This is a genomic window from Micromonospora chalcea, from assembly GCF_028768405.1.
Taxonomy (GTDB): domain Bacteria; phylum Actinomycetota; class Actinomycetes; order Mycobacteriales; family Micromonosporaceae; genus Micromonospora; species Micromonospora chalcea.
Genome location: NZ_CP118233.1, coordinates 2,442,194 through 2,466,482, shown reverse-complemented (window position 1 = coordinate 2,466,482; position 24,289 = coordinate 2,442,194). Strand labels below are relative to the sequence as shown.

General features: G+C 76.1%; 5 protein-coding genes. 4 read left to right on the top strand and 1 reads right to left on the bottom strand.

The window, feature by feature from the left end; translation table 11 throughout:
• Positions 1-105: 105 nt before the first annotated feature.
• From PVK74_RS10385 to PVK74_RS10375, 3 genes are all read left to right on the top strand, one after another.
• Entirely contained in the window at positions 106-15,006 is a 14,901-nt protein-coding gene (locus PVK74_RS10385; RefSeq protein WP_274478947.1) for a type I polyketide synthase, read from the top strand.
• Between the two features lie 70 nt (positions 15,007-15,076).
• The gene (gene mhpA, locus PVK74_RS10380; RefSeq protein ID WP_113972396.1) at positions 15,077-16,639 is read left to right on the top strand and encodes a bifunctional 3-(3-hydroxy-phenyl)propionate/3-hydroxycinnamic acid hydroxylase MhpA; all 1,563 of its coding nucleotides are present in this window, start codon (positions 15,077-15,079) and stop codon (positions 16,637-16,639) included.
• Between the two features lie 29 nt (positions 16,640-16,668).
• The gene (locus PVK74_RS10375) at positions 16,669-17,556 is read left to right on the top strand and encodes a class I SAM-dependent methyltransferase (RefSeq protein WP_043329884.1); all 888 of its coding nucleotides are present in this window, start codon (positions 16,669-16,671) and stop codon (positions 17,554-17,556) included.
• Between the two features lie 70 nt (positions 17,557-17,626).
• On the opposite strand, the gene PVK74_RS10370 is transcribed toward PVK74_RS10375, so the two are convergent.
• Entirely contained in the window at positions 17,627-18,388 is a 762-nt protein-coding gene (locus PVK74_RS10370; protein WP_043329886.1) for a thioesterase II family protein, read from the bottom strand.
• Between the two features lie 288 nt (positions 18,389-18,676).
• Between PVK74_RS10370 and PVK74_RS10365 the strand changes: the two genes are divergently transcribed.
• Positions 18,677-24,268 (top strand): type I polyketide synthase, encoded by a 5,592-nt coding sequence (locus PVK74_RS10365; protein WP_274478946.1) that lies wholly within the window; start codon positions 18,677-18,679, stop codon positions 24,266-24,268.
• Positions 24,269-24,289 lie beyond the last annotated feature (21 nt).

Below are 24,289 nucleotides of genomic sequence, written 5' to 3'. Positions count from 1 at the left end.
GACAGGGGTAGGACACCGGCAGGGTGCTCGGAAGACTTGGGCCGCTACGGCGAGCGAGGTCTACGCCGCGGATGAGGAGTCTCGCCGACGGATGGATGTGGTGACATGCTTCGGAGCGACCTGATCCAGCCGTTGTCCGATCTGATCGAGGCGCACGCCGCCAGGTCGGGGAACAAGGTCGCATTCCGCGACGACCGCCGGGCGGTCGGATACGCCGATCTGGCGGCGCGGACCCGTCGGCTGGCCGGTCACCTGGCGGCGGCCGGGGTCGCCCGGGGCGACCGGGTGGCCTTCTGCCTCGGCAACCGGGTGGAGACGGTGGAGACCTGGCTGGCCGTCACGCGGGCCGCCGCGGTCGGCGTGCCGGTGAATCCGCACAGCACCGACGCGGAACTGGCCCATCTGCTGGACGACTCCGGCGCGGTGCTGGTGGTCACCGACCCGCGTCACCTCGACCAGATGCTGCGGCTGCGTACCGGCCGGCCGGCCCTGCGGATCGTGGTCACCGGGGACGACCCGGTTCCGGACGGGGTCGTCGCCTGGCGCGACCTGGTCGACACCGAGCCGTCCGTGGGGGCCCGCGACGACCTGGGCCTCGACGAGGTGGCCTGGATGCTCTACACCTCCGGCACCACCGGCCGGCCCAAGGGTGTCCTTTCCACCCAGCGCACCTGCCTCTGGTCGGTCGCCGCCTGTTACGTGCCGATCCCCGGGCTCACCGCCGCCGACCGGGTGGTCTGGCCACTGCCGCTGTTCCACAGCCTCTCCCACATCGGGTGCGTGCTCAGCGTGACGGCGGTCGGGGCCACGGCCCGGCTCATCGACGGCTTCTCCGCCGACGACGTGCTGCGCGCGGTCGACGAGGACGAGGCCACAGTGCTCGCCGGTGTGCCGGCCATGTACCACCACCTGGTCACCGCCGCCCGGGAGACCGGCTTCCGCGCCCCGGCCCTGCGGGTCTGCCTGGTCGGCGGGGCGATCACCACCGGCGCGCTGCGGCGGGCGTTCGACGAGGTCTTCGACGCGCCGTTGCTCGACGCGTACGGCAGCACGGAGACCTGCGGCTCGATCGCCGTCACCCGGCCGGAGCAGCCCCGGGTCGAGGGCTCCTGCGGGCGCCCGGTGCCCGGCGTCGAGGTGCGCCTGGTCAGCCCGCAGACGGGTCTGGACGTGCCGACCGGCGCCGAGGGGGAGGTCTGGGTCAGCGGTCCGAGCGTCATGCTCGGCTACCACGGCCTGCCGGAGGTCACCGCCGCCGCCCTGCGCGACGGCTGGTACCGCACCGGCGACCTGGCCCGCCGCGACGCCGACGGCAACATCTTCGTCACCGGCCGCCACCAGGAGCTGATCATCCGGGGCGGGGAGAAGATCCACCCGGGCGAGGTGGAGGAGGCGCTGCGCGCGGTGCCCGGCGTCGCCGACGTGGCGGTGACCGGCCGGCCGCACGAGGTGCTCGGCGAGGTGCCGGTGGCGTTCGTGGTGCCGGGGCCGGAGGGCTTCGACCCCCGTGCCGGGTACGCGGCCTGCCGGGAGAGGCTCAGCTACCACAAGGTCCCCGAGGCGCTGTACGAGATCGGGCAGGTGCCCCGCACCGCGTCCGGCAAGGTCACCCGCCGGCTCCTGCTCGACGGGCCGGCCCGGCTGCGGGCGGTCAACGGCAGCCACCACGAGGCGCTCAGCCTGCTCGCCTGGCGACCGCTGGACCTGGCCGCCGTACCGCCGGTGGCGGCGCCCGTCCCGGCGGCCGCGCAGGACGCCGCCGCCCCGGCCCGCCGCTGGGCGCTCGTCGGCGCCGGGAGCGAGCCGCTGGTGGAGCCGCTGCGCGCGGCGTCGCCGGGGGAGCGGTTCCGGGCCCACCGGGATCTGGCCACCCTGCGCGAGACTCCCGACGCGCCCGACCTGACGGTGCTGCTGGCCGGGCCGGCCGACGCCGACGCGGCGGACCTCGCCGACCGGTTGCGTGGCTGGCTCGACGACGACCGCTTCGCCGGCACCCGGCTGATGCTGCTGACCGGCCCGGCCGGCGACGCGGCCAACGGCCCCGGCACGAGCGGTGCCGGCAGCGCGGGCGACGCCCCCGCGCAAGACGCCGCCGCAGGCGAGGCCACTGCGGGAGACGTCGCCGGGGGAGCCGCCGCCGGGGGAGCCGCCGCCGGGGGCGACGCCGCCGGGTGGGCCGGGCCCGATCCGGCGGCCGGCGCCGTCTGGGCGGTCGGGCGCAGCCTGCAGGCCGCGTACCCGGACCGGATCGTGCTGGTCGACCACGACGCCGCGGACCGCTCGCTCGCCCTGCTGCCCGCCGTCGTGGACGCCGGCGCCGCGCAGGTCGCCCTGCGGGCCGGGGCGGCCCGGCACGCGGCCCTCGTGCCCGCCCCGGCGACCGTGCCGGGACGGCCGGTGACCGTGGCCGACCCGGAGCGCCCCGTCCTGGTCACCGGCGCCGACGGACCGACCGGCGCCGCGCTGGCCCGGCACCTCGTCGCCGCGCACCGCGCCCGCCGGCTGCGGCTGCTGCACACTGGCGCGACGCCCGCCCCGGCCCTGGCGGACCTGGCCGCCGAACTCACCTCCGCCGGTGCGGAAGCCGTTCCGCTGCCCGCCGAGCGGGCGGGCGACGAGGCGTTCGGCGCCGTCTTCCTCTGCCCGTGCGACGACGACCTGGCCGACGCCGAGGCCGCAGCCCGGCTGCTCGGCCTCGCCGCGACGCTGGACGCCGCGAGCCGGCACCCGGGGGCCGCGTTCACCGTCCTCGCGCCGTCCGCCCTCCTGCTGGGCGCCGCGGGCCGGGAACGGGCCGCCTCGGCCGTCGGCGCCCTGCACGCCCTGGCCACCCGCCGCCGGGCCGCCGGTCACCCGGCCCGGCTCGTCGGCACGACCGCGCCCGCCGAGCGCGGGCCGGCGGCGACCGGACCCGCAGCGGGCACCGCGTCGGCGGCCGTCCGTGCCGACCTCGCCGCGTTCGACGTGGCCCACGACGGCGCCGACCTGGTCGTGCTCGCCCGCCCGGCGGGCCACGCCGACGCCGCGCACCCCGCCTGGCGCGGGCCCGTGGCCGAGCCCGGCGACGCCACGGACGACCGGGACGCCGCCGAGCTGCGCCGCCGGCTGGCCGGGCTCACCACCGCCGAGGGGGACCGGCTCCTGCTCGACCTGGTCCGCGCCGCCACCGCCCAGGTGGCCGGGCTGCCCGGCCCGGCCGCGGTCCGCCCCGGCCGCGCCTTCAAGGAACTCGGCTTCACCTCGGTCGCGGCGGTCGCGTTGCGCGACCGGCTGGCCCGGGCCACCGGGGTACGGCTCTCCGCCACGGCCGCGTTCGACCGGCCCAGCCCCCAGGCCCTCGCCCGGCACCTCGCCGCCCGGCTGCGCGGTGCCGCCGCGCAGGCCGCTCCCACGACGGACCCGGCGGTGACGCCGTCCACCGGGGACGATCCGGTGGCCGTCGTCGCCATGGCCTGCCGGCTCCCCGGCGGCGTCGCCTCCCCCGAGGAGCTGTGGGAGCTGGTCGACCAGGGCCGGGAAGGGCTCACGGAGTTCCCCACGGACCGGGGCTGGGACCTGGCGAACCTGTTCTCCGACGACCCCGACCGCCCCGGCACCTCGTACGCCCGGGTGGGCGGCTTCCTCACCGGCGCCGCGGACTTCGACGCCACCCTGTTCGCGATCAGCCCGCGCGAGGCGCTCGCCATGGACCCGCAGCAGCGGCTGCTGCTGGAGACGTCCTGGGAACTGTTCGAGCGGGCCGGCATCGACCCCACCTCGCTGCGCGGCAGCGCCACGGGCGTCTTCACCGGCGTCATGCACCACGACTACGCCGCGAACCTGCGCCAGGCGCCGCCCGGCACCGAGGGCTACCTCGGCGTCGGCACCGCCGGCAGCGTCGTCTCCGGCCGGGTCGCGTACGCGCTGGGGCTGGAGGGGCCGGCTGTCACCGTCGACACGGCGTGCTCGTCGTCGCTGGTGGCGCTGCACCTTGCCGCCCAGGCCCTGCGCGCCGGGGACTGCTCGCTCGCCGTGGCCGGCGGCGTGGCGGTGATGGGCACCCCGCAGGCGTTCGTGGAGTTCAGCCGGCAGCGCGGGCTCGCCCCGGACGGCCGGTGCAAGGCGTTCGCCGACGGCGCCGACGGAACCGGCTGGTCCGAGGGCGTCGCCGTGCTGCTGCTGGAACGGCTCTCCGACGCCCGCCGGCACGGGCACCCCGTCCTCGCCGTGCTGCGCGGCTCCGCCGTCAACTCCGACGGCGCGTCCAACGGGCTGACCGCCCCCAACGGGCCCGCCCAGGAGCGGGTCATCCGCCGGGCGCTGGACGCGGCCGGGCTCTCCACCGCCGACGTGGACGCCGTCGAGGCGCACGGCACCGGCACGTCCCTCGGCGACCCGATCGAGGCGCAGGCGCTGCTCGCCACGTACGGGGTGGGCCGCGGTGACGCCGAACCGCTGCGGCTGGGCTCGCTGAAGTCCAACCTCGGCCACACCCAGGCCGCCGCCGGGGCCGCCGGGGTGATCAAGATGGTGCTCGCGATGCGGCACGGGACACTGCCGCGCACCCTGCACGTGGACGCCCCGACGTCCGAGGTGGACTGGTCCGCCGGCGCGGTCGAGGTGCTCACCGAGGCCCGCCCGTGGCCCGACGTACGCCGGCCCCGCCGGGCCGGCGTCTCGTCGTTCGGCATCAGCGGCACCAACGCCCACGTCATCGTCGAGGCCCCCGCCGATCCGCCGACCGCCGCCGGGGACGCCGCCCGGCAGTCGCCGCCCGCCACCGCTCGGCCGCCCGTACCGTGGCTGCTCGCGGCTGCCTCCGGCGAGGCGCTGCGTGACCAGGCGGCCCGCCTGCTGGCCTGGCTCGACGGGCCGGGGGCGCACGCCGACCCGGCCGACACCGGGCACGCCCTCGCCACCACCCGCGCCGCTCTCGAACACCGGGCCGTGGTGCTGGTGGGCGACGCGGAGTCCGCCCGGACCGGGCTCGGCGCGCTGGCCCGCGGCGGACCGGACCCGGACCTGCCGGGCGTGCTGACCGGCCGGGTCGTCGACGGCCGACTCGGCCTGCTCTTCGGTGGGCAGGGCGGCCAGCGCGCCGGCATGGGCCACGAGCTGCACGCGGCGTACCCCGTCTTCGCGGCCGCCTTCGACGCGGCCTGCGCCGAACTCGACCGCTGCCTCGCCGGCCACGCCCCGCTCCCCGTCGCGGACGTCGTCCTCGCGGCCGAGGGCACCGCACCGGCCGAACTGCTCGACGAGACCCTGTACACCCAGCCTGGCCTGTTCGCCTTCGAGGTGGCGCTCTACCGCCTCCTGGAGCACTGGGGGGTCCGCCCCGACGCGGTGCTCGGCCACTCCGTCGGCGAGCTTGCCGCCGCGCACGTGGCCGGGGTGTTCTCCCTCGCCGACGCGGCGGCGCTGGTCGCCGCCCGCGCCCGGCTGATGCAGCAGCTGCCCGCCGGGGGCGCGATGGTCGCCGTCGAGGCCGACGAGGCCGAGGTCGCCGCGCACCTGACCGACCGGGTGGGCCTCGCCGCCGTCAACGGTCCCACCAGCGTCGTCCTGTCCGGCGACACCGACGCGGTGCTGGCCGTCGCGGACACCCTGCGCGCGGCCGGGCGCCGCACCAGCCGGCTGCGGGTGTCGCACGCGTTCCACTCGCCGCGCATGGACCCGATGCTCGACGAGTTCCGCGCGGTCGCGGCCGGCCTCACGTACCGCACCCCGCACCTGCCGGTGGTGTCCAACCTGACCGGCCACCCCGTCGACCCGGCCCGGCTCTGCTCGCCCGAGCACTGGGTGGCGCACGTGCGGGGCACCGTCCGCTTCCACGACGGCGTACGGGCCCTGCACGGGCAGGGCGTCACCACCTTCCTGGAGATCGGCCCGGCCGGTGTGCTCACCGCGATGGCCCAGGACTGCCTCGTCGCCGAGGCCGACGAGCTGGCCTTCGTCCCCGCCGTACGGGGCACCGCGGGCGAGGCCGAGGCGCTGCTCGCCGCCGTGGCGCGGCTGCACGTGCGGGGCGTCGCGGTGGACCGTGCCGCCCTCGCCGGCCCCGGCCCGCACCGCCGCGTCGACCTGCCCACGTACGCCTTCCAGCGCCGGCACTACTGGCTGCCCGCTCCCACCGGCGCCGGCGGTCCCGTCGGCGCCGGACTGGCCGACGCAGGGCATCCGCTGCTCGGTGGCCTGCTGGCGGTCGCCGGCACCGGGCAGGTGGTCTGCACCGGGCAGATCGCCACGGCCACCTCGCCGTGGCTGGCCGCGCCCGGCGACGGCACGGCGCCGCTGCTGCCCGCCACCGCCCTGCTGGACATGCTCACCCACCTCGGCGACCAGCTCGGCGCCCCGAGCGTGCGGCGGCTGCGCGTGCCCGAGCCGGTTCCGCTGCCCGCCGAGGCAACCCTCGAGGTGCAGATCGACGTGGGCGCGCCGGACGAGCACGGACGCCGGGTGGCGCGCTGTCACGTCCGGGCCGGCGAGGGGCTGCCCTGGCGGGAGGTCGCCGAGGCCGTGCTCGCACCCGTCGACCCGGAGAGCGGCCGGGGCGCCCTCGCCCCCGCCTGGCCACCTGCCGGGGCCCGGCCGGTGGACCTGAGCGCCCCGCCGCACCGCGCGCCGGCCGGGGAGCTGGCCCGTGCCGCGTGGGTCGCCGCCGACCGGCTCTACGTCGACGTACGCCTGCCCGACGACGCCCGCGACCCGGACGCCGAGCGGTACGGCGTGCACCCGCTGGTGCTGGACGCGGCCCTGCGCCTGCTCCCGCTCGCTGGCTTCGCGTCGGTCGCCGACGCCGGGCCCACCGCCCGGCTGCTGCCCACCGAGTGGGCGGGCGTGCGCCGCCACGCCGTCGGGGCGCACGCGCTGCGCGTCTGCCTGGCCCCCGCCGGGGCGGACGCGGTGACGCTGAGCGCCGTCGACGACGCGGGCGGGCCCGTGCTCGACGCCGACCGGGTGGTGCTGCGGCCGGTGGACCTGCCGTCCGCCGACCCGCCGGCGCCGGCGGCCACCCCCGCCGGGCTGTACGCCGTCGACTGGCTGCCCGCCGCGTTCCCGGCGACCCCGGCGCCCTCCTGGACGCACGCCGACGGCACGCCGCCGGACGGGCCGCTGCCGCCGCTGCTGGTGCTGCGGGTCGGCGACGGCGAGCCGGGCCGGCCGGTGCCCGACCGGGCGCACGCCGTCGGCCTCGCCGTGCTCGACGTGCTCCAGACCTGGCTGGCCGACCCCCGCGCGGAGACCACCCGCCTGGCCCTCGCCGTGCGCGACGGCGACCCGGTGCACGCCCCCGTGGCCGGGCTGCTCCGCGTCGCCCAGGCCGAGCAGCCCGACCGTTTCCTCCTGCTCAGCCTCGACACCACCGACGACGCCGCCATCCGTTCGGCGCTGGCCGCCGCCGACGACGAACCCGAGGTGGCCGTCCGCGACGGCCGCGCACTGCTGCCCCGCCTCCGCCCCGTCGAGCGGCCCCCGGCGGGCGCGCCGCTCGCGGCCCTGGCCGGCGGCACCGTGCTCCTCACCGGCGGCACCGGCGGGATCGGCCGGCACGTCGCCACCCACCTCGCCACCGCGCACGGCGTCACCGAACTGGTGCTGGTCAGCCGCAGCGGCCGGGCCGGCGACTGGACGACCGCGCTGACCGACGCCGGCGTCACGGTGCGGGTGGTCGCGGCCGACGTCGCCGACCGGGCGGCGCTCGCCGAGGTCGTCGCCCCGCTGGCCGACCGGCTCGTCGCCGTCGTGCACGCCGCCGGGGCCACCGACGACGCCCTGCTCACCGACCTCGACCCGACCCGCTGGGCCCGGACCCTGCGCGCCAAGGTGCACGGCGCCTGGCACCTGCACGAGCTCACCGCCGGCCTCGACCTGGCCGCGTTCGTGCTCTTCTCCTCGGCCGCCGCCACCTTCGGCAGCCCCGGCCAGGGCAACTACGCGGCCGGCAACGCGTTCCTCGACGCGCTCGCCGCGCACCGCCGTGCCCAGGGCCGGCCGGCGAGCGCCCTGGCCTGGGGGCTGTGGGCCGCCGAGGACGGGATGGCCGGCCGGCTCAGCCCCGCCGACCTGGCCCGGCTCGCCCGCGGCGGCACCCGCCCCCTCGACACGGCCGCCGGGCTGGCGCTGTTCGACGCCGCCCTGCACGTGGACCGGCCGGCGCTCGTGCCGATCGGGCTCGACCTGGCCGCCGTACGGACCTCCGGCGAGGTGCCCGCCCTGCTGCGGGCGCTGCTGCCCCCGCCGCCCCGCCGGGCGGTCAACGCCGCCTCCGCGCCCGCCGCCGCGAAGGGCTTCGCCGACCGGCTGGCCGAACTCGCCGAGCCCGAGCGCGCCGAACTGCTGCTGGACCTCGTACGCGCCCGGTGCGCCACAGTGGTCGGGCACACCGGCCCCGAGCAGGTCGAGCCGCGTCGCCCGTTCAAGGACCTCGGTTTCGACTCGCTGATGGCCGTCGAGCTGAGCAACCGGCTCACCGCCGTCACCGGGGTCCGGCTCGCCCCGCACGCCGTGTTCAACCACCCCACCCCCGAGTTGCTCGCCGCGCACCTGCACGCCCGGCTGCTCGGCACCGCCGCCACCGAGGTCGCCGACGCGAGCACCGTCGCCCTGGACGAGCCGGTCGCGATCGTGGCGATGGCCTGCCGTTTCCCCGGCGGGATCGGTTCCCCGGAGGAGCTGTGGCGGCTGCTCGACGCGGGCGACGACGTCATCGGCGACCTGCCCGACGACCGGGGCTGGCCGCTGGCCGACCTCCACGACCCGGTGCCCGGCACGCCCGGCCGGACGTACGTGCGCTCCGGCGGGTTCCTCACCGGCATCGCCGACTTCGACGCCGAGTTCTTCGGCATCAGCCCCCGCGAGGCCCTCGCCATGGATCCGCAGCACCGGCTGCTGCTGGAGACCTCCTGGGAGGCGCTGGAACGCGGTGGCATCGACCCGGCCACCCTGCGGGGCAGCCGCACCGGCGTCTTCGCCGGCACCCACGGGCAGGACTACGCCGACCGGGTCGCCCCCGGTGTCGTCTCCGACGACGGCGAGGTCACCGCCGACGAGGGGCACCTGCTGACCGGCACCGCCGGCAGCGTCCTCTCCGGCCGGGTCGCGTACGCGCTCGGGCTGGAGGGGCCGGCTGTCACCGTCGACACCGCCTGCTCGGCGTCGCTGGTGGCGCTGCACCTGGCCGTCCAGGCGCTGCGCCAGGGCGACTGCGACCTGGCGCTGGCCGGTGGGGTGTCGGTGATGTCCACCCCGGCCGGGCTGACCGGCTTCAGCCGCCAGCGCGGTCTCGCCGCCGACGGGCGGTGCAAGGCGTTCGCCGAGGACGCCGACGGCTTCGGCATGTCCGAGGGCGTCGGGATGCTGGTGGTGGAGCGGCTCTCCGAGGCCCGCCGCCGGGGCCACCCCGTGCTGGCCGTCGTGCGCGGCTCGGCGGTCAACTCCGACGGCGCGTCGAACGGGCTGACCGCCCCGAACGGGCCGTCGCAGGAACGGGTCATCAAGGCCGCGCTGGGCGCCGCCGGGCTGAGTGCCGCCGACGTGGACGTGGTGGAGGCGCACGGCACCGGCACGTCGCTCGGCGATCCCATCGAGGCGGAGGCGATCCTCGCCACGTACGGGCAGCGCCCGGCCGGCGCCGCGCCGGTGCTGCTCGGCTCGGTCAAGTCCAACCTCGGGCACACCCAGGCCGCGGCCGGCGTCGCCGGCGTGCTCAAGATGGTCCTCGCCATGCGGCACGGGCGGCTGCCCCGCACCCTGCACGCCGAGCGCCGCAGCTCGCGGATCGACTGGGACTCGGGAGCGGTGCAGCTGCTCACCGAGGCCCGCCCGTGGCCGGCGGAGGACCGGCCGGTGCGCGCCGGCGTCTCGTCGTTCGGCATCAGCGGCACCAACGCCCACGTGATCGTCGAGTCGGTCGCCGAGGCGCCGCCGGAGGCCGCCGAATCCGAGCCGCCGCAGGAGCGCGCGCTGCCGTGGCTGCTGTCGGCGCGTACCCCGCAGGCGCTCGCCGGCCAGGCGCGGCGGCTGCGGGAGCACCTCGCCGCCCGCCCCGACCAGCGGCCCCTCGACGTGGCGTGGTCGCTGGCCACCAGCCGGGGCGCCTTCGACTCCCGAGCGGTGCTGGTAGCCGCGTCCGCGCAGCGGGTCGCCGACGCCCTCGACGCGCTCGTCGAGGGCCGGCCCGACCCGGCGGTCACGCGCGGCGAGGCGCGGCCCACCGGCCGGTGCGTCTTCGTCTTCCCCGGGCAGGGCTCCCAGTGGCTCGGCATGGGGTTGGACCTGCTCGACCAGGCCCCCGTGTTCGCCGAACGCATGGCGGCCTGCGACGCGGCGCTGCGGCCGTACCTGGACTGGTCGCTGCTGGACGTGCTGCGCCAGGCGCCGGGCGCGCCCGGCCTCGACGAGGTCGACGTCGTGCAGCCCGCCCTGTTCGCGATGATGGTGTCACTGGCCGAGCTGTGGCGCTCGTACGGCGTGCAGCCGGCCGCCGTGGTCGGCCACTCCCAGGGCGAGATCGCCGCCGCCTGCGTCGCCGGGGTGCTCTCCCTGCCCGACGCGGCCCGGGTGGTGGCGCTGCGCAGCCGCGCGCTACGGGCCCTGGCCGGGCACGGGGCGATGGCCTCCGTCGCGCTGCCGGCCGACACGGTCCGTGATCGGATCGCCCGCTTCGGTGAGCGGATCTCGGTCGCCGCCGTGAACGGGCCGGCCGCCGTCGTGGTCTCCGGCGAGCCGGAGGCGGTCGAGGAACTGCTCGCCGAGCTGGCCGGCGAGCAGGCCCGGGTGCGGCGCATCGCCGTCGACTACGCCTCCCACTCCGCCCAGGTGGAACGCATCCGCGACGAGCTGGCCGAGGTGCTGGCCGGCATCGCCCCCGGCCCGGCCGCCGTGCCGCTGTTCTCCACCACCGACCTGCGCTGGCTCGACGGCGAGGAGATGGGGCCCGACTACTGGTACCGCAACCTGCGCCGGCCCGTCGAGCTGGAACGGGCGATCCGCGCGCTGGCCGCCGAGGGCCACGACACGTACGTCGAGTGCAGCCCCCACCCGGTGCTCACCGTCGGCGTGGAGGAGACCCTCGCCGACCACGACGGCGATGCCGTGGTGGTCGGCTCGGTGCAACGCGACCAGGGCGGCCGGGAGCGGTTCCTGCTCTCCCTGGCCCAGCTCCACGTGTCCGGGGTCGCGGTGGACTGGCGGCCCGCGCTGGCCGGCGGCCGGCGCGTCGACCTGCCCACGTACGCGTTCGCCCACCGCCGCTACTGGCCCCGGCCGGTCTCCGGCCCCGGCGACGTCGGCGCCGCCGGTCTGGACGCCGCCGGTCATCCGCTGCTCGGCGCGTCGGTCGTGCTGGCCGAGACGAGGGGCCACCTGTTCACCGGGCGGCTGTCGGCCGACGCGCAGCCGTGGCTGGCCGACCACCGGGTCACCGGCAGCGTGCTGGTGCCCGGCACCGGCCTGGTGGAGTTCTGCCTGCGCGCCGGCGACGAGGTCGGCCACCCGTTCCTCGACGAGCTGGTCATCGAGGCCCCGCTGACCCTGCCCGCCGACGGCGCGACGCAGGTGCAGGTGGCGGTCGGCGCGGGCGCCGGCGACGGACGCCGGCCGGTGACCGTGCACTCCCGGCCCGCCGACGCGCCGGCGGGACAGCCGTGGACCCGGCACGCCAGCGCCACCCTCCGCGCCGACCAGCCCGCGGTGTCGCCGCAGCTCACCGCCTGGCCGCCGCCCGACACCCGGCCCGTCGACCTGACCGGCTTCTACGCCGGCCTGGAAGCCGACGGGTACGCGTACGGGCCGGCTTTCCAGGGCCTGCGCGCGGTGTGGACCGGCGGCGACGAGGTCTACGCCGAGGTGGAGCTGCCGGCGGCCCAGCGGGTCGACGCCGACCGGTACGGCCTGCACCCCGCCCTGTTCGACGCCGCCCTGCACGCCGCGCACTTCGGCGGTCTCGCCGGGGCCGGGGCCGGCCAGCTCCTGCTGCCGTTCGCCTGGAACGGCGTCAGCCTGCACGCCACCGGGGCCACCGCCCTGCGGGTACGGCTGACCCGGGTCGGGCCGCACGCCATCGCGCTGACCGTCGCCGATCCGACCGGCGCCCCGGTGGCCGAGGTGGCCGCCCTGACGATGCGCCCGATCTCCACCACCGAGCTGGCCGTCACCGACGACCGGGCCACCCGCGACGCCCTGTTCCGCGTCGACTGGACGCCGCTGCCGCCCGTCGAGACGGCCCCCCCGGTCGACGCCGTGGCCGTCGCCCCCGGCCTGGACGGGTTCCCGCTGCACCACGGGCTGGACGGGCTCGCCGACGCGGTGGACGCCGGACTGGCCCTGCCCGGGGCGGTGCTCGTGCCGCTCGGCGCGCACCCCGCGCAGCCCACCCCCCGCGCGGCGCGCCACGCCGCCGTGCAGGCCCTCGACCTGGTCCGGCGCTGGCTCACCGAGCCCCGCTGGGCGGCGTCGCGGCTGCTGCTGGTGACCCGGGGCGCGGTGGCCGTGCACCACGCCGGCGAGGTGACCGACCCGGCCGCCGCGGCGGCGTGGGGCCTGGTGCGCTCCGCCCAGTCGGAGAACCCGGGCCAGATCGTCGTCGTCGACGTCGACGGCGACGGGATCGGCCCCGACGAGGTGGCCGCCCTCCTGGCGGCGGACGAGCCGCAGGCCGCGATCCGGGTCGGCGCGGCGTACGTGCCGCGGCTGGCGCGGGCCGGGTCGGCCGGCGAGCTGCCCGCACCGCCCGCCGCCGCGTGGCGGCTGGACGCGCCGGTGCGCGGCAGCCTGGAGAACCTCACCCTGGTCGCCACCGACGCCGCGGACGCCGCGCTCGGCCCCCGCGAGGTCCGGGTCCGCGTCCGCGCCGCCGGCCTCAACTTCCGCGACGTGCTCAACGCGCTCGGTCTCTACCCGGGCGACGCGGGCCCGCTCGGCGGCGAGGGCGCCGGCGAGGTCGTCGAGGTCGGCGCCGAGGTGACCGACCTGCGCCCCGGCGACCGCGTCTTCGGTGTCTTCGTGGGCTGCTTCGGACCCGTCGCGGTCACCGACCGCCGCCTGCTGGCCCCGATGCCGGCCGGCTGGTCGTACGTCGAGGCCGCGTCCGTGCCGGTGGTCTTCCTGACCGCGTACCACGGGCTGGTCAACCTGGCCGGGCTCACCCGGGGCGAGTCGGTGCTGGTGCACGCGGCGGCCGGCGGCGTCGGCATGGCCGCCGTGCAGCTCGCCCGCCACCTCGGGGCCGAGGTGTACGCCACCGCCAGCCCCGCCAAGTGGGACGCCCTGCGCGCGCTCGGTCTCGACGAGGAGCACCTGGCCTCGTCCCGGACCCTCGACTTCGAGACCCGCTTCACCGAGGCCACCGGCGGCCGGGGCGTGGACGTCGTGCTGGACTCGCTGGCCCGCGAGTTCGTCGACGCCTCGCTGCGGCTGCTGCCGCGCGGCGGGCGGTTCGTCGAGATGGGCAAGACCGACATCCGCGACGCCGCCCGCGTCGCCGTCGACCATCCGGGGGTGGCCTACACCGCCTTCGACCTGACCCTGCAGGAGCCCGACGAGGTGCAGCGCATGCTGGTCGTTCTGCTGGGGCTCTTCGAACGGGGGACGCTCACCCCGCTGCCCACCCAGGTGTGGGACGTCCGCCAGGCGCCGGAGGCGTTCCGGCACGTCAGCCAGGCCCGGCACGTCGGCAAGGTGGTGCTCACCATGCCCCGGGCGTGGAACTCCGACGGCACGGTGCTGCTGACCGGCGGCACCGGGACCCTGGGCCGGCTGGTCGCCCGGCGGCTGGTCGAGACGCACGGCGTACGGCGGCTGCTGCTGGTCAGCCGCCGCGGCGAGCGGGCCCCCGGCGCGACCGAGGCGCTCGACGAACTGCGGGCCCTGGGGGCCGAGGCCACGGTGGTGGCGGCCGACGTGTCCGACCGCGACAACCTCGCCGGGGTGCTGGCGGCGGTACCGGAGCGGCACCCGTTGACCGCCGTCGTGCACCTCGCCGGGGTGCTCGACGACGGGGTGGTCACCGCCCTCACCCCGCAGCGCGTCGACACGGTCTTCGCGCCGAAGCTCGACGCCGCGTGGCACCTGCACGAGCTCACCCGCCACCTCGACCTCGCCGGGTTCGTGCTCTTCTCCTCCGGCGCCGGGGTCTTCGGCGTCCCCGGTCAGGCCAACTACGCGGCGGCCAACGCGTTCCTCGACGCGCTCGCCCTGGCCCGCCGTGCGCAGGGGCTGCCGGGCCGGTCGTTCGCCTGGGGGCTGTGGGAGCAGGCCAGCGAGATGACCGCCAAGCTGGACCGGACCGATCCCCGGATCACCGCCCGTGACGGGCAGCTCGCCATCCCGTCCGAGCTGGGGATGGCCCTGTTCGACGCGGGCCTGCGGCTGGCCGAGCCGGTGCTGGTGCCGACGAGGATCGACGTCGCCGCGCTCGGCGAGCGGGCCGAGCGGCCCCCGGCGCTGCTGCGCGGGCTGCTGCGCCGGGAGCGGCCGACGGCGCGGGCGGCCACCCCGGCCGGCGGCGGGCGCACGCTCGCCGACGAGCTGGCGGCGCTGGACGGGCCCGAGCGCCACACCCTCGTGGTCGACCTGGTACGCGAGCAGGCGGCGAGCGTGCTCGGGCACGGCAGCCGGGTGGCGGTGGCCCCGGGCCGGGCGTTCAGCCAGATCGGCTTCGACTCGCTGACCGCCGTCGAGCTGCGCAACCGGCTGACCACGGCCACCGGCCTGCGCCTGCCGGCCACGCTGATCTTCGACTACCCGGATCCGAACGAGCTGGCCACGTACCTGGTGTCCGAGCTGGCGCCGGACACCGGACCGGCGGCCCCGCCGGTCCTCGCGGACCTGGAGAACCTGGAGCGCTCGCTGACCGAGGCCACTGTGGAACCGGAGCTGCACGACCAGATCGGGTCGCGCCTGGAGGTGCTGATCGCCAAGTGGCGGACGATGCGCGCCGGCACGGGCGGCGATCCCGACCTCGATCTCGAACTGGCCAGCGACGACGACCTGTTCGACCTCATCGACTCCGAACTCGGCATCTGATGGCCGTCCGGCCGCCCCGCCCGCCGCAAGCCGACCCCGTGTCCGACCGACCCCTGAGGAACCGATACCGATGCTGACGACCGACGTCCTGATCGTGGGCTACGGCCCCGTCGGTGAGATGCTCACGATCCTGCTGGCGCAGCGAGGGCTCACCGTCACGGCGGTCGAGCGGTGGGCCACTCCCTACAACTTCCCCCGCGCGGTGTCGTACGACGGGGAGGCGAGCCGTGTCCTGGCCGCCGCCGGCGTCGCCGACCGCCTCGGGCCGGTGGTGGAGTCGTCCGGCGAGTACACCTTCAAGAACGGCTTCGGCCGGACCCTGCTGCACGTCAAGGTCACCGGCAACGGCCCGATGGGCTGGCCCGACTCGGTCTCGTTCTACCAGCCGGGACTGGAGGCGCTGCTCGCCGAGCGGGGCGCGGAGCTGCCGGGTGTCACGGTGCTGCGCCCGTACCAGGTGACGGGCCTGGTCGAGCACGACGACCGGGTCGAGGTGACCATCGCCGGCCCGGACGGCGAGGAGGTCCGCGCGGCCCGCTGGGTCATCGGCTGCGACGGGGCCAACAGCTTCGTGCGGGAGCACCTGGGCAGCGGCGTCACCGACCTCGGCTTCACGTACGACTGGCTGGTCTGCGACGTGGTCCCGCACGAGGCCCGCGAGTTCAAGCCGAACAACCTCCAGGTCTGCGACCCGGCGCGGCCCCGCACGGCCGTGTCGGCCGGCCCGGGGCACCGGCGGTGGGAGTTCATGCGGGTGCCGGGGGAGAGCCGCGAGGAGTTCGAGAGTGCCGCCAACGTGTGGCGGCTGCTCGGCCTCTTCGACATCACCCCCGACAACGCCACCCTGGAGCGGTACGGCGTCTACACCACCCAGGCATGCTCGGCCGGGCGCTGGCGTTCCGGGCGGATCCTGCTCGCCGGCGACGCGGCGCACGTGATGCCGCCGTTCATGGGGCAGGGGATGAGTTCGGGCTTCCGCGACGCCCTCAACCTCGCCTGGAAGCTCGACCTGGTGCACCGCGGCCTCGCCGACGAGGCCCTGCTGGACACCTACCAGGAGGAGCGCTGCGCGCACGTGCAGCACGCCATCCGGATGTCCATGGACTCGGGCACGGTGATCTGCGAGACCGACCGCGCCGCCGCGGCCGGCCGCGACGCCGCGATGCTCGCCGAGCTGCGCCGGCGTACCGCCCGCCCGCGCACCCGGTCCCTGCTGGAGCCCCTGTCCGGCGGGATCCTGCACAGCGGCTGCGAGGCCGCCGGCGCCCCGATGCCGCAGGGCCGCGTCGAGGTCGACGGCCGCGCCGGACTCTTCGACGAGGTCGTCGGCACCGGCTTCGTCCTGCTCTGCGCCGAGGACCCCGACGACCTGCTCGACGCCGACGCCCGGGCCTTCCTGGACACGCTCGGCACGCGGGTCGTCCGGATCGTTCCCGCCGGCGCGCCCGTACCCGGATCCGGCGCCGCGCCGACCGCGTTCGACCTCGACGACGTGTACCTGCCCCACCTCAAGCGGTACGACGCGGTGGCGGTGCTCGTCCGGCCCGACTTCTACGTCTTCGGCACCGCCGCCGACCCGGCCGTCGTGCCCGCGCTCGTCGAGGATCTGCGCCGGCAGATCCGGCGCGGCTGATCGGCATCCACCCACCGGAAGGAACCGACATGTTCGAGAACCTGAAGATCGCCGGTCGGGCGATCCGCACGGTCTTCACCGCCGACCCCATCACCCGGGTCCGGCGCTTCTACGAGATCCAGTCACCCGACGTGGAGTTCGCGGCCCGCCGTACCCACTACATGAACGTGGGCTACTGGTCCGACGGGGTCACCGACATCGACACGGCCGCCGACGCGCTGGCCGACAAGCTGGCCGACGCCGCCGGGCTCAAGCCGGACGACACCGTGCTCGACGTCGGCTTCGGCTACGGGGACCAGGACTTCAAGTGGCTGCGGGAGCGCCAGGTCGCCAAGGTGTACGGCCTGAACATCACCCCGCACCACGTCGAGGCGGCACAGCGCCGGGCGCAGGAGGAGGGGCTCGCCGACCGGACCGACTTCCGGCTCGGCAGCGCCACCGAACTGCCCTTCGAGGACAACACCTTCGACCGGGTCGTCGCCCTGGAGTCCGCCTTCCACTTCTACCCACGCAGCGCGTTCTTCGCCGAGGCGCTGCGGGTGCTGCGCCCGGGCGGCGTGCTCGCCACGGCCGACATCATCCCGGTCAGCGGCGACGTCGTCCGCGCCGCCATCCAGTCCGGCCCGCTGAGTTTCGTCAAGTTCAGCATCCCGAAGGAGAACTGGCACGACCGGGACACGTACCGGCAGCAGTTGGTCGAGGCCGGCTTCGCCAACCCGGAGGTCCGCTCGATCAAGGAGCAGACCTGGGAGGGCTGGCGGGCGTACATGGCCGAGCGGACCAACGACCCCGCGTTCCGGGCCGTCGTCAAGCCGGCCGTCCGCAAGAGCATGGCGGCCCACTGGAAGAACCAGGACCTCATGAAGCGTGAGCTGGCGCAGATGGACTACGTGATCGCGGTCGGCCACAAGCGGTGACACCGCGCACGGACGAGGGGCCCGCCGACCGGTCGTGACGACCGGCGGACGGGCCCCTCGTCCGGTGGGATCAGACCGCCGGCGCCGCGCTCAGTGCCGTCGAGATGGCCCGCAGGATCGCCGGCTGGTGCTCGGCGAGGAAGAAGTGCCCGCCCGGGTAGACCTTCAGGTCGAACGCCGCCGTGGTGTGGTCCGACCACGCCCGGGCCTCCTCGACAGTCGTCTTCGGGTCGTCGTCACCGGTGAGGACGGTGATCGGGCAGCTCAGCGGCGGCCCCGGCCGGTAGGTGTACCGCTCGGCGGCCCGGTAGTCGTTGCGGATCGCCGGCAACGCGGCGCGCAGCATCTCCGGATCCCCGAGGACGGCGGAGTTGGTGCCGCTCAGCTTCCGGACGTCGGCCAGCAGCCCCTCGTCGTCGAGCAGGTGCACCGTCTCGTGCCGTGACTTCGACGGCGCCCGGCGCCCGGAGGCGAACAGGTGCGCGACGCTGCCGCCGTCCTGCTCGATGAGCCGGGCGAGTTCGAAGCCGAGGCTGGCCCCCATGCTGTGCCCGAAGATGGCCAGCGGCTCGTCCCGCCAGGGCCGCAGCACTGTGAACACCTCGCGCGCGAGGTCGTGGATGTCGCCGATGCACTTCTCGTGGCGCCGGTCCTGCCGTCCCGGGTACTGGATCGACAGCACCTCCACGGCGGGGGAGAGAGCGCGGGACACCGGGAAGTAGAAGCTTGCCGACCCGCCGGCGTGGGGCAGGCACACCAACCGCCTCGCGCCGCCCGGAGCGGGGTGGAAGCGTCGCACCCACAAGCCGTTGTCGGTATCTGGCGTCGTCATCCTCTGGTGGTCCTTCCGGCGGCTGCGGTTGCCGACCGGATCGGCGCGGACCCGGTCGAGGCGACGCTAGTGCGACGGGTCGGGACCGGACACCCCTAGCTGGTCGGTTGCCTGGTTAGGGGTTGTCCGCGCTCGCGCGCAACCAATAACTTCTCCCGGCAGATGGGGATCTGCGTGGCTCTCGGCCGAGCGAGCCGAACGACAGATACAGGTGTCGCCTGAGACTTCTGCGCATTCGTACCGTCGCTTACGTCGAGTCTCCGCCGTGAATCGCGATGGGCTGGGTTGATGGACACCGAAGAGAAGCTCCGGGAGTACCTGAAGAGAGTCACCGCCGACCTGCGGCGGACCCGGCAACGGCTCCGGGACGTCGAGGCCGACGCGCAGCAGCCCATCGCGATCGTCGGCATCGGCTGCCGGTTCCCCGGCGGGGTGCGCACCGCCGAGGAACTGTGGGATCTCGTCGCGTCCGGCGGTGACGCGATCGCCTCCTTCCCCACCGACCGCGGCTGGGATCTCGACGCGCTCTACGACCCGGAGCGGTCCCGGCCGGGCACCTCCTCGGTCCGTGAGGGCGGATTCGTGGCCGACGCCGCCGAGTTCGACCATCGGCTGTTCGGGGTCTCGCCGCGCGAGGCCCTCGCCATGGACCCGCAGCAGCGGCTGCTGCTGCAGACCTCGTGGGAGGCCGTCGAGACGGCGGGGATCGACCCCACAAGCCTGAAGGGCGCCCGGGTCGGGGTCTTCGCCGGCATGACCCACAGCGGGTACGCCCACCCGCCGGAGACCCCGCCGGCGGGCGTGGAGGACTACCTCGGTCTCGGCAACGCGGGCAGCATCGCCTCGGGCCGGGTGGCGTACTCGTTCGGTTTCGAGGGGCCGGCGGTGACTGTGGACACGGCGTGTTCGTCGTCGCTTGTGGCGTTGCACCTGGCGGTGCAGGCGCTGCGGTCGGGGGAGTGCGATCTCGCGCTGGCCGGTGGCGTGACGGTGATGCCCACTCCCGCGGTGTTCGTCGACTTCACCCGGCAGGGCAACCTGTCCCCGGTGGCCCGGTGCCGGGCGTTCGCCGACGCGGCGGACGGCACGGCGCTCGCCGAGGGCGTCGGTGTGCTGCTGGTGCAGCGCTTGTCGGACGCGCGGCGCGACGGGCGTCGGGTCCTTGCGGTGGTGCGGGGTTCGGCGGTGAACCAGGACGGTGCGTCGAATGGTTTGACGGCGCCGAACGGTCCGTCGCAGCAGCGGGTCATCCGGCAGGCGCTCGCCAACGCCCGGCTGGGCGTCGCCGACGTGGACGTGGTGGAGGCGCACGGCACGGGTACGACGTTGGGTGATCCGATCGAGGCGCAGGCGTTGCTGGCGACGTACGGGCAGGGCCGGGATGTGCCGCTGTTGCTCGGGTCGGTGAAGTCGAACATCGGTCACACGCAGGCCGCTGCGGGGGTGGCGGGCATCATCAAGATGATCTCGGCGATGCGGTACGGGACCGTGCCGGCGACGCTGCATGTGGATGTGCCGTCGTCGCATGTGGATTGGTCGTCGGGTGCGGTGGAGTTGGTGACCGAGTCCCGTGAGTGGCCGGGCGTGGAGCGTCCTCGGCGGGCGGGTGTGTCGTCGTTCGGCATCTCGGGGACCAATGCGCACGTGGTCCTGGAGCAGCCGGAGCCCGAGGCCGTCCCCGAGGTCGCGGCGGAGCCGGAGTCTGCCCCGGCGTCTGCCGGGGGCGCTTCCGTGGCTTTGCCGGTGCCGTGGGTGGTGTCGGGGCGTTCGGAGCGGGGTCTGTCGGGTCAGGCCGGGCGGTTGGCGTCGTTCGTGCGTGGTCGTGGTCTGTCGCCGGTGGATGTGTCGTGGTCGTTGGTGACGTCGCGGGCGGCGTTGGAGCACCGCGCGGTGGTGTGGGGCTCGTCGGTGGACGAGCTGGTGGCCGGGCTATCGGCTGTTGCCGAGGGCCAGTCGGTGATGTCGGGTGTGGTGTCGGCGGGTCGCCGGGCGGTGTTGTTCACGGGTCAGGGCTCGCAGCGTGTGGGCATGGGCCGGGAGCTGTACGAGACGTTCCCGGTGTTCGCGCAGGCCTTCGACGGGGTGTGTGCGGGGTTTGATGGTTTGTTGCCGCGGGCGTTGCGGGAGGTCGTGTTCGCCGAGCCGGGCACCGCCGATGGGGCTCTGGTGGATCAGACCGTGTTCGCGCAGGCGGGGTTGTTCGCGGTGGAGGTCGCGTTGTGGGAGTTGCTCGCGTCGTGGGGTGTGCGGGCGGATTTCCTGGCGGGTCATTCGATCGGTGAGGTGACGGCCGCGTACGTGTCGGGGATGTTGTCGCTGTCGGACGCCTGTTCCCTGGTGGCGGCGCGGGGCCGGTTGATGCAGGCGTTGCCGGCTGGCGGTGTTATGGCGGCGGTGGGCGCGGCGGAGGAGGCTGTCGCCGAGCTGATCGCGTCGTCGGGTGTGGATGTGGCGGCGGTGAACGGTCCGGCGTCGGTGGTGGTGTCGGGCGCGGCTGACGAGGTCGCTTCGGTGGTGGCGGCCTGCCGTGAGCGGGGTTGGCGGGTCAAGGAACTGGCGGTCAGTCACGCGTTCCACTCGCGGTTGATGGATCCGATGCTGGACGAGTTCGCGTCGGTGGTGGCGGGACTGGACTGGCAGCCGCCGCGGGTGCCGGTGGTGTCGAACGTGACCGGCGCGGTCGCGGACGCGGCGGAGCTGACCGACCCGGGCTACTGGGTGCGGCACGTACGCCAGCCGGTACGGTTCGCCGACGCGGTGCGCACCCTCCACCAGCAGGACGTCACCCAGTTCCTGGAGGTCGGCCCCGACGCCGTACTCACCGCCATGGCGCAGGACTGCGTCGAGGCGGCCGGCGAGGTCCGGTTCACCGCCACGATGCGCGCCGGGCACTCCGAGGCCGACACGCTGCGCACCGCCCTCGCCGAGTGGTACGTCACCGGCGGCCACGTCGACTGGACCGGATACCTCGCCGCCCTCGACGGGTCCGGCCCCGAGCGGGCAGCCGAGGCACGCCCCCGCGCCATCGCCCTGCCCACGTACGCCTTCGACCAGCAGCGCTACTGGCTCAACGCCAGCGCGGGGGTCGAGACGGCGCCCGGGCTCGGTGTCCGCCCCGTCGACCACGCGCTGCTCGGCGCCGCCGTACGCGTCGCCGACGACGACGTACGGGTCTTCGGCACCGAACTCTCCGTACTGACACACCCGTGGCTCGCCGAACACGTCGTCTGGGACTCGGTGGTGGTGCCCGGCGCCGCCCTGGTCGAGATGGTCCTGCACGCGGGCGCGCAGGTCGGCTGCGACACCCTCGACGAGCTGACCCTCCAGGCCCCGCTGGCGCTCGCCGAGGACGGCACCCGGGCGGTGCAGGTGAAACTGGGCGCGGCGGACGAGGACGGTCGCCGGACGGTCACCATCCACTCCCGCGCCGCCGCCGACCCGGACGGCGAGTGGGACCGCCACGCGGCGGGCGTCCTCGCCCCCGCCGTACCGCAGCCCGACCGGTCCGATCCGGCGCCGTGGCCGCCCAGCGCCGCCACCGCCGTCGCGGTCGACGGGATCTACACCGAGCTGTCCCGTCTGGGCGTCGAATACGGCCCCCTCTTCCGTGGCCTGCGCGCCGTCTGGCGCACCGGCGACGAGGTGTGCGCCGAGGTGGCGGTGCGAGACGGCAGCGAGGTCGCCGGCTTCGGCCTGCATCCCGCCCTGCTGGACGCTGCGCTGCACGTCGTCGGCCTGCTCGACTCCGACGCGGATGATGCCTCCGGCGTACGCCTGCCCTTCGCCTGGACCGGCGTCACCCTCTCGGCGGTCGGCGCGACCGCGCTGCGGGTACGCGCCCGGCGCAGCGGCGGCGGCGTGGCCCTGACCCTGACCGACCCGGCCGGCGCCCCCGTCGCCCGGATCGACTCCCTGGTCTCCCGCCCCGTCACCGCCGACCAGGTGCGCGGCGGTGACTCCGCAGCCGACCCGCTGTACGCCGTCAACTGGCAGAGCGTGCGGCCGGGTACCCCGGCGACCGTCCGGGTGGTGCTCCTCGGCGACGCGCCGTCCGACCTGTCCGAGATCGCCAGGTACAGGCTCGCCGAGCTGGCGGAGGCGGTCGACTCCGGCCGGATCGACCCGGAACTGGTGCTGCTCGCCGCGTACACCGACGACGAGGACGCCCCGGTTCCCGCCGCGACGCGGAGCCGGCTCACGGCGGTGCTGGCCGCCGTCCAGGGCTGGCTCGCCGACGACCGGCTGGCACAGCGGCGGCTGGTCGTGCTGACCCGCGGGGCCGTCGCCGCCGGCGACACCTGTCGTACGGGCGACCTGCCCGGCGCGGCGGTCTGGGGCCTGCTGCGCTCGGCCCAGGCGGAGCACCCCGACCGCTTCGTGCTCGTGGACCTCGACGAGGCGCGGCAGCCGGAGTCCTGCACCGTGGACCTGGTGGCCCGTGCGGTCGCCACCGGCGAACCCCAACTGGCGGTCCGGGACGAGCAGGTGCTGGCGCCCCGGCTCGCGCCAGCCGTCCTCGACCCGGCGCCGGCCACCGCCCTCGACCCCGACGGGACGGTCCTGGTCACCGGGGCCACCGGCGCCCTCGGCGGTCTGCTGGCCCGGCACCTGGTCAGTACGCACAAGGTGCGCCACCTGCTGCTGGTCAGCCGCCGCGGAACCGACGCCCCCGGCGCGGCGGAGCTGCTCGCCGAGCTGACCGCGCTGGGTGCGCAGGCCCGCCTGGTCGCCGCCGACGTGGCGGACCGGGACCGCCTGGCCGCGGTGCTGGCCGACGTTCCCGCCGAGCACCCGCTCACCGGCGTGGTGCACGCCGCCGGCGTCCTCGACGACACGGTGATCTCGGCGCTGACCCCCGGCCGGCTGTCAGCCGTTCTCTCCGCCAAGGCCGACGCCGCCTGGCACCTGCACGAGCTGACCCGATCGCGGCCGCTGGCGATGTTCGTCCTCTTCTCGTCCGTCGCCGGTGTCCTCGGCGGCCCCGGGCAGGGCAACTACGCCGCCGCGAACGCGTTCCTCGACGGCCTCGCCGGGCACCGGCACGCCTGCGGCCTCGCCGCCACGTCCCTGTCCTGGGGCCTCTGGGCCGCGGACAGCGGGATGACGGGCGCACTCGACGCCGCCGGGCGGCAGCGGATGAGCCGCAACGGCCTCAGCCCGCTCGGCACCGGCCAGGCGTTGCGCCTCTTCGACGCCGGCCTGCACGGTGGACGCCCCCACCTGGTGCCGGCGCTGCTCGACCTCGCCGCGCTGCGCCGCCAGGCCGACGCCGGCCAGCTCCCGGCGCCGCTGCGCGGCCTGGTCCGGGCCCGGCGGCGCGTCGTCGACGGCGGCGGCGACGGCGGCCCGTCCTTCGCGCAGCGCCTCGCCGGCACGCCCGAGGCCGAACGCGGCCGGCTGGTGGAGGACCTGGTCAAGGCGCAGGTCATCGAGGTACTCGGCTACCCGCCGGCCACCGTCGTGCCGTCCGGGCAGACGTTCACCGGCCTCGGCTTCGACTCGCTGACAGCCGTGGAGCTGCGCAACCGGCTGACCGCCCTCACCGGCATCCGGCTGCCGGCGAGCCTCATCTTCGACTGCCCCACGCCCGCCGCCCTCGCCGACTTCCTGCTGGTCGACGCCGCCCCGCCGAAGCCCGAACCGGGCCTGCTCGCCGAGCTGGACCGGCTGGAGGCCGCGTTCGCCGCGACCGCGCCGGAGGAACTGGAGCGGCTGGCCGCCGACGACGAGACGCGTACCGCCGTGGCGGTCCGCCTCCGGGCGCTGGTCACCCGGTGGAGCGACACCACCGACCGGCCCGACGACGTCGGCCAGGCCCTCGACGACGCCTCGGACGACGAGCTGTTCGACTTCATCGACCAGAAGTTCGGCCGATCCTGACCACGAGTCCGCCGCTTGCCC

Excerpts from the sequence above, each read along its gene's own strand:
- PVK74_RS10385 (WP_274478947.1), top strand. The coding sequence starts at position 106 with ATGCTTCGGAGCGACCTGATCCAGCCGTTGTCCGATCTGATCGAGGCG.
- mhpA (WP_113972396.1), top strand. The coding sequence starts at position 15,077 with ATGCTGACGACCGACGTCCTGATCGTGGGCTACGGCCCCGTCGGTGAG.
- PVK74_RS10375 (WP_043329884.1), top strand. The coding sequence starts at position 16,669 with ATGTTCGAGAACCTGAAGATCGCCGGTCGGGCGATCCGCACGGTCTTC.
- PVK74_RS10370 (WP_043329886.1), bottom strand. The coding sequence starts at position 18,388 with ATGACGACGCCAGATACCGACAACGGCTTGTGGGTGCGACGCTTCCAC.
- PVK74_RS10365 (WP_274478946.1), top strand. The coding sequence starts at position 18,677 with ATGGACACCGAAGAGAAGCTCCGGGAGTACCTGAAGAGAGTCACCGCC.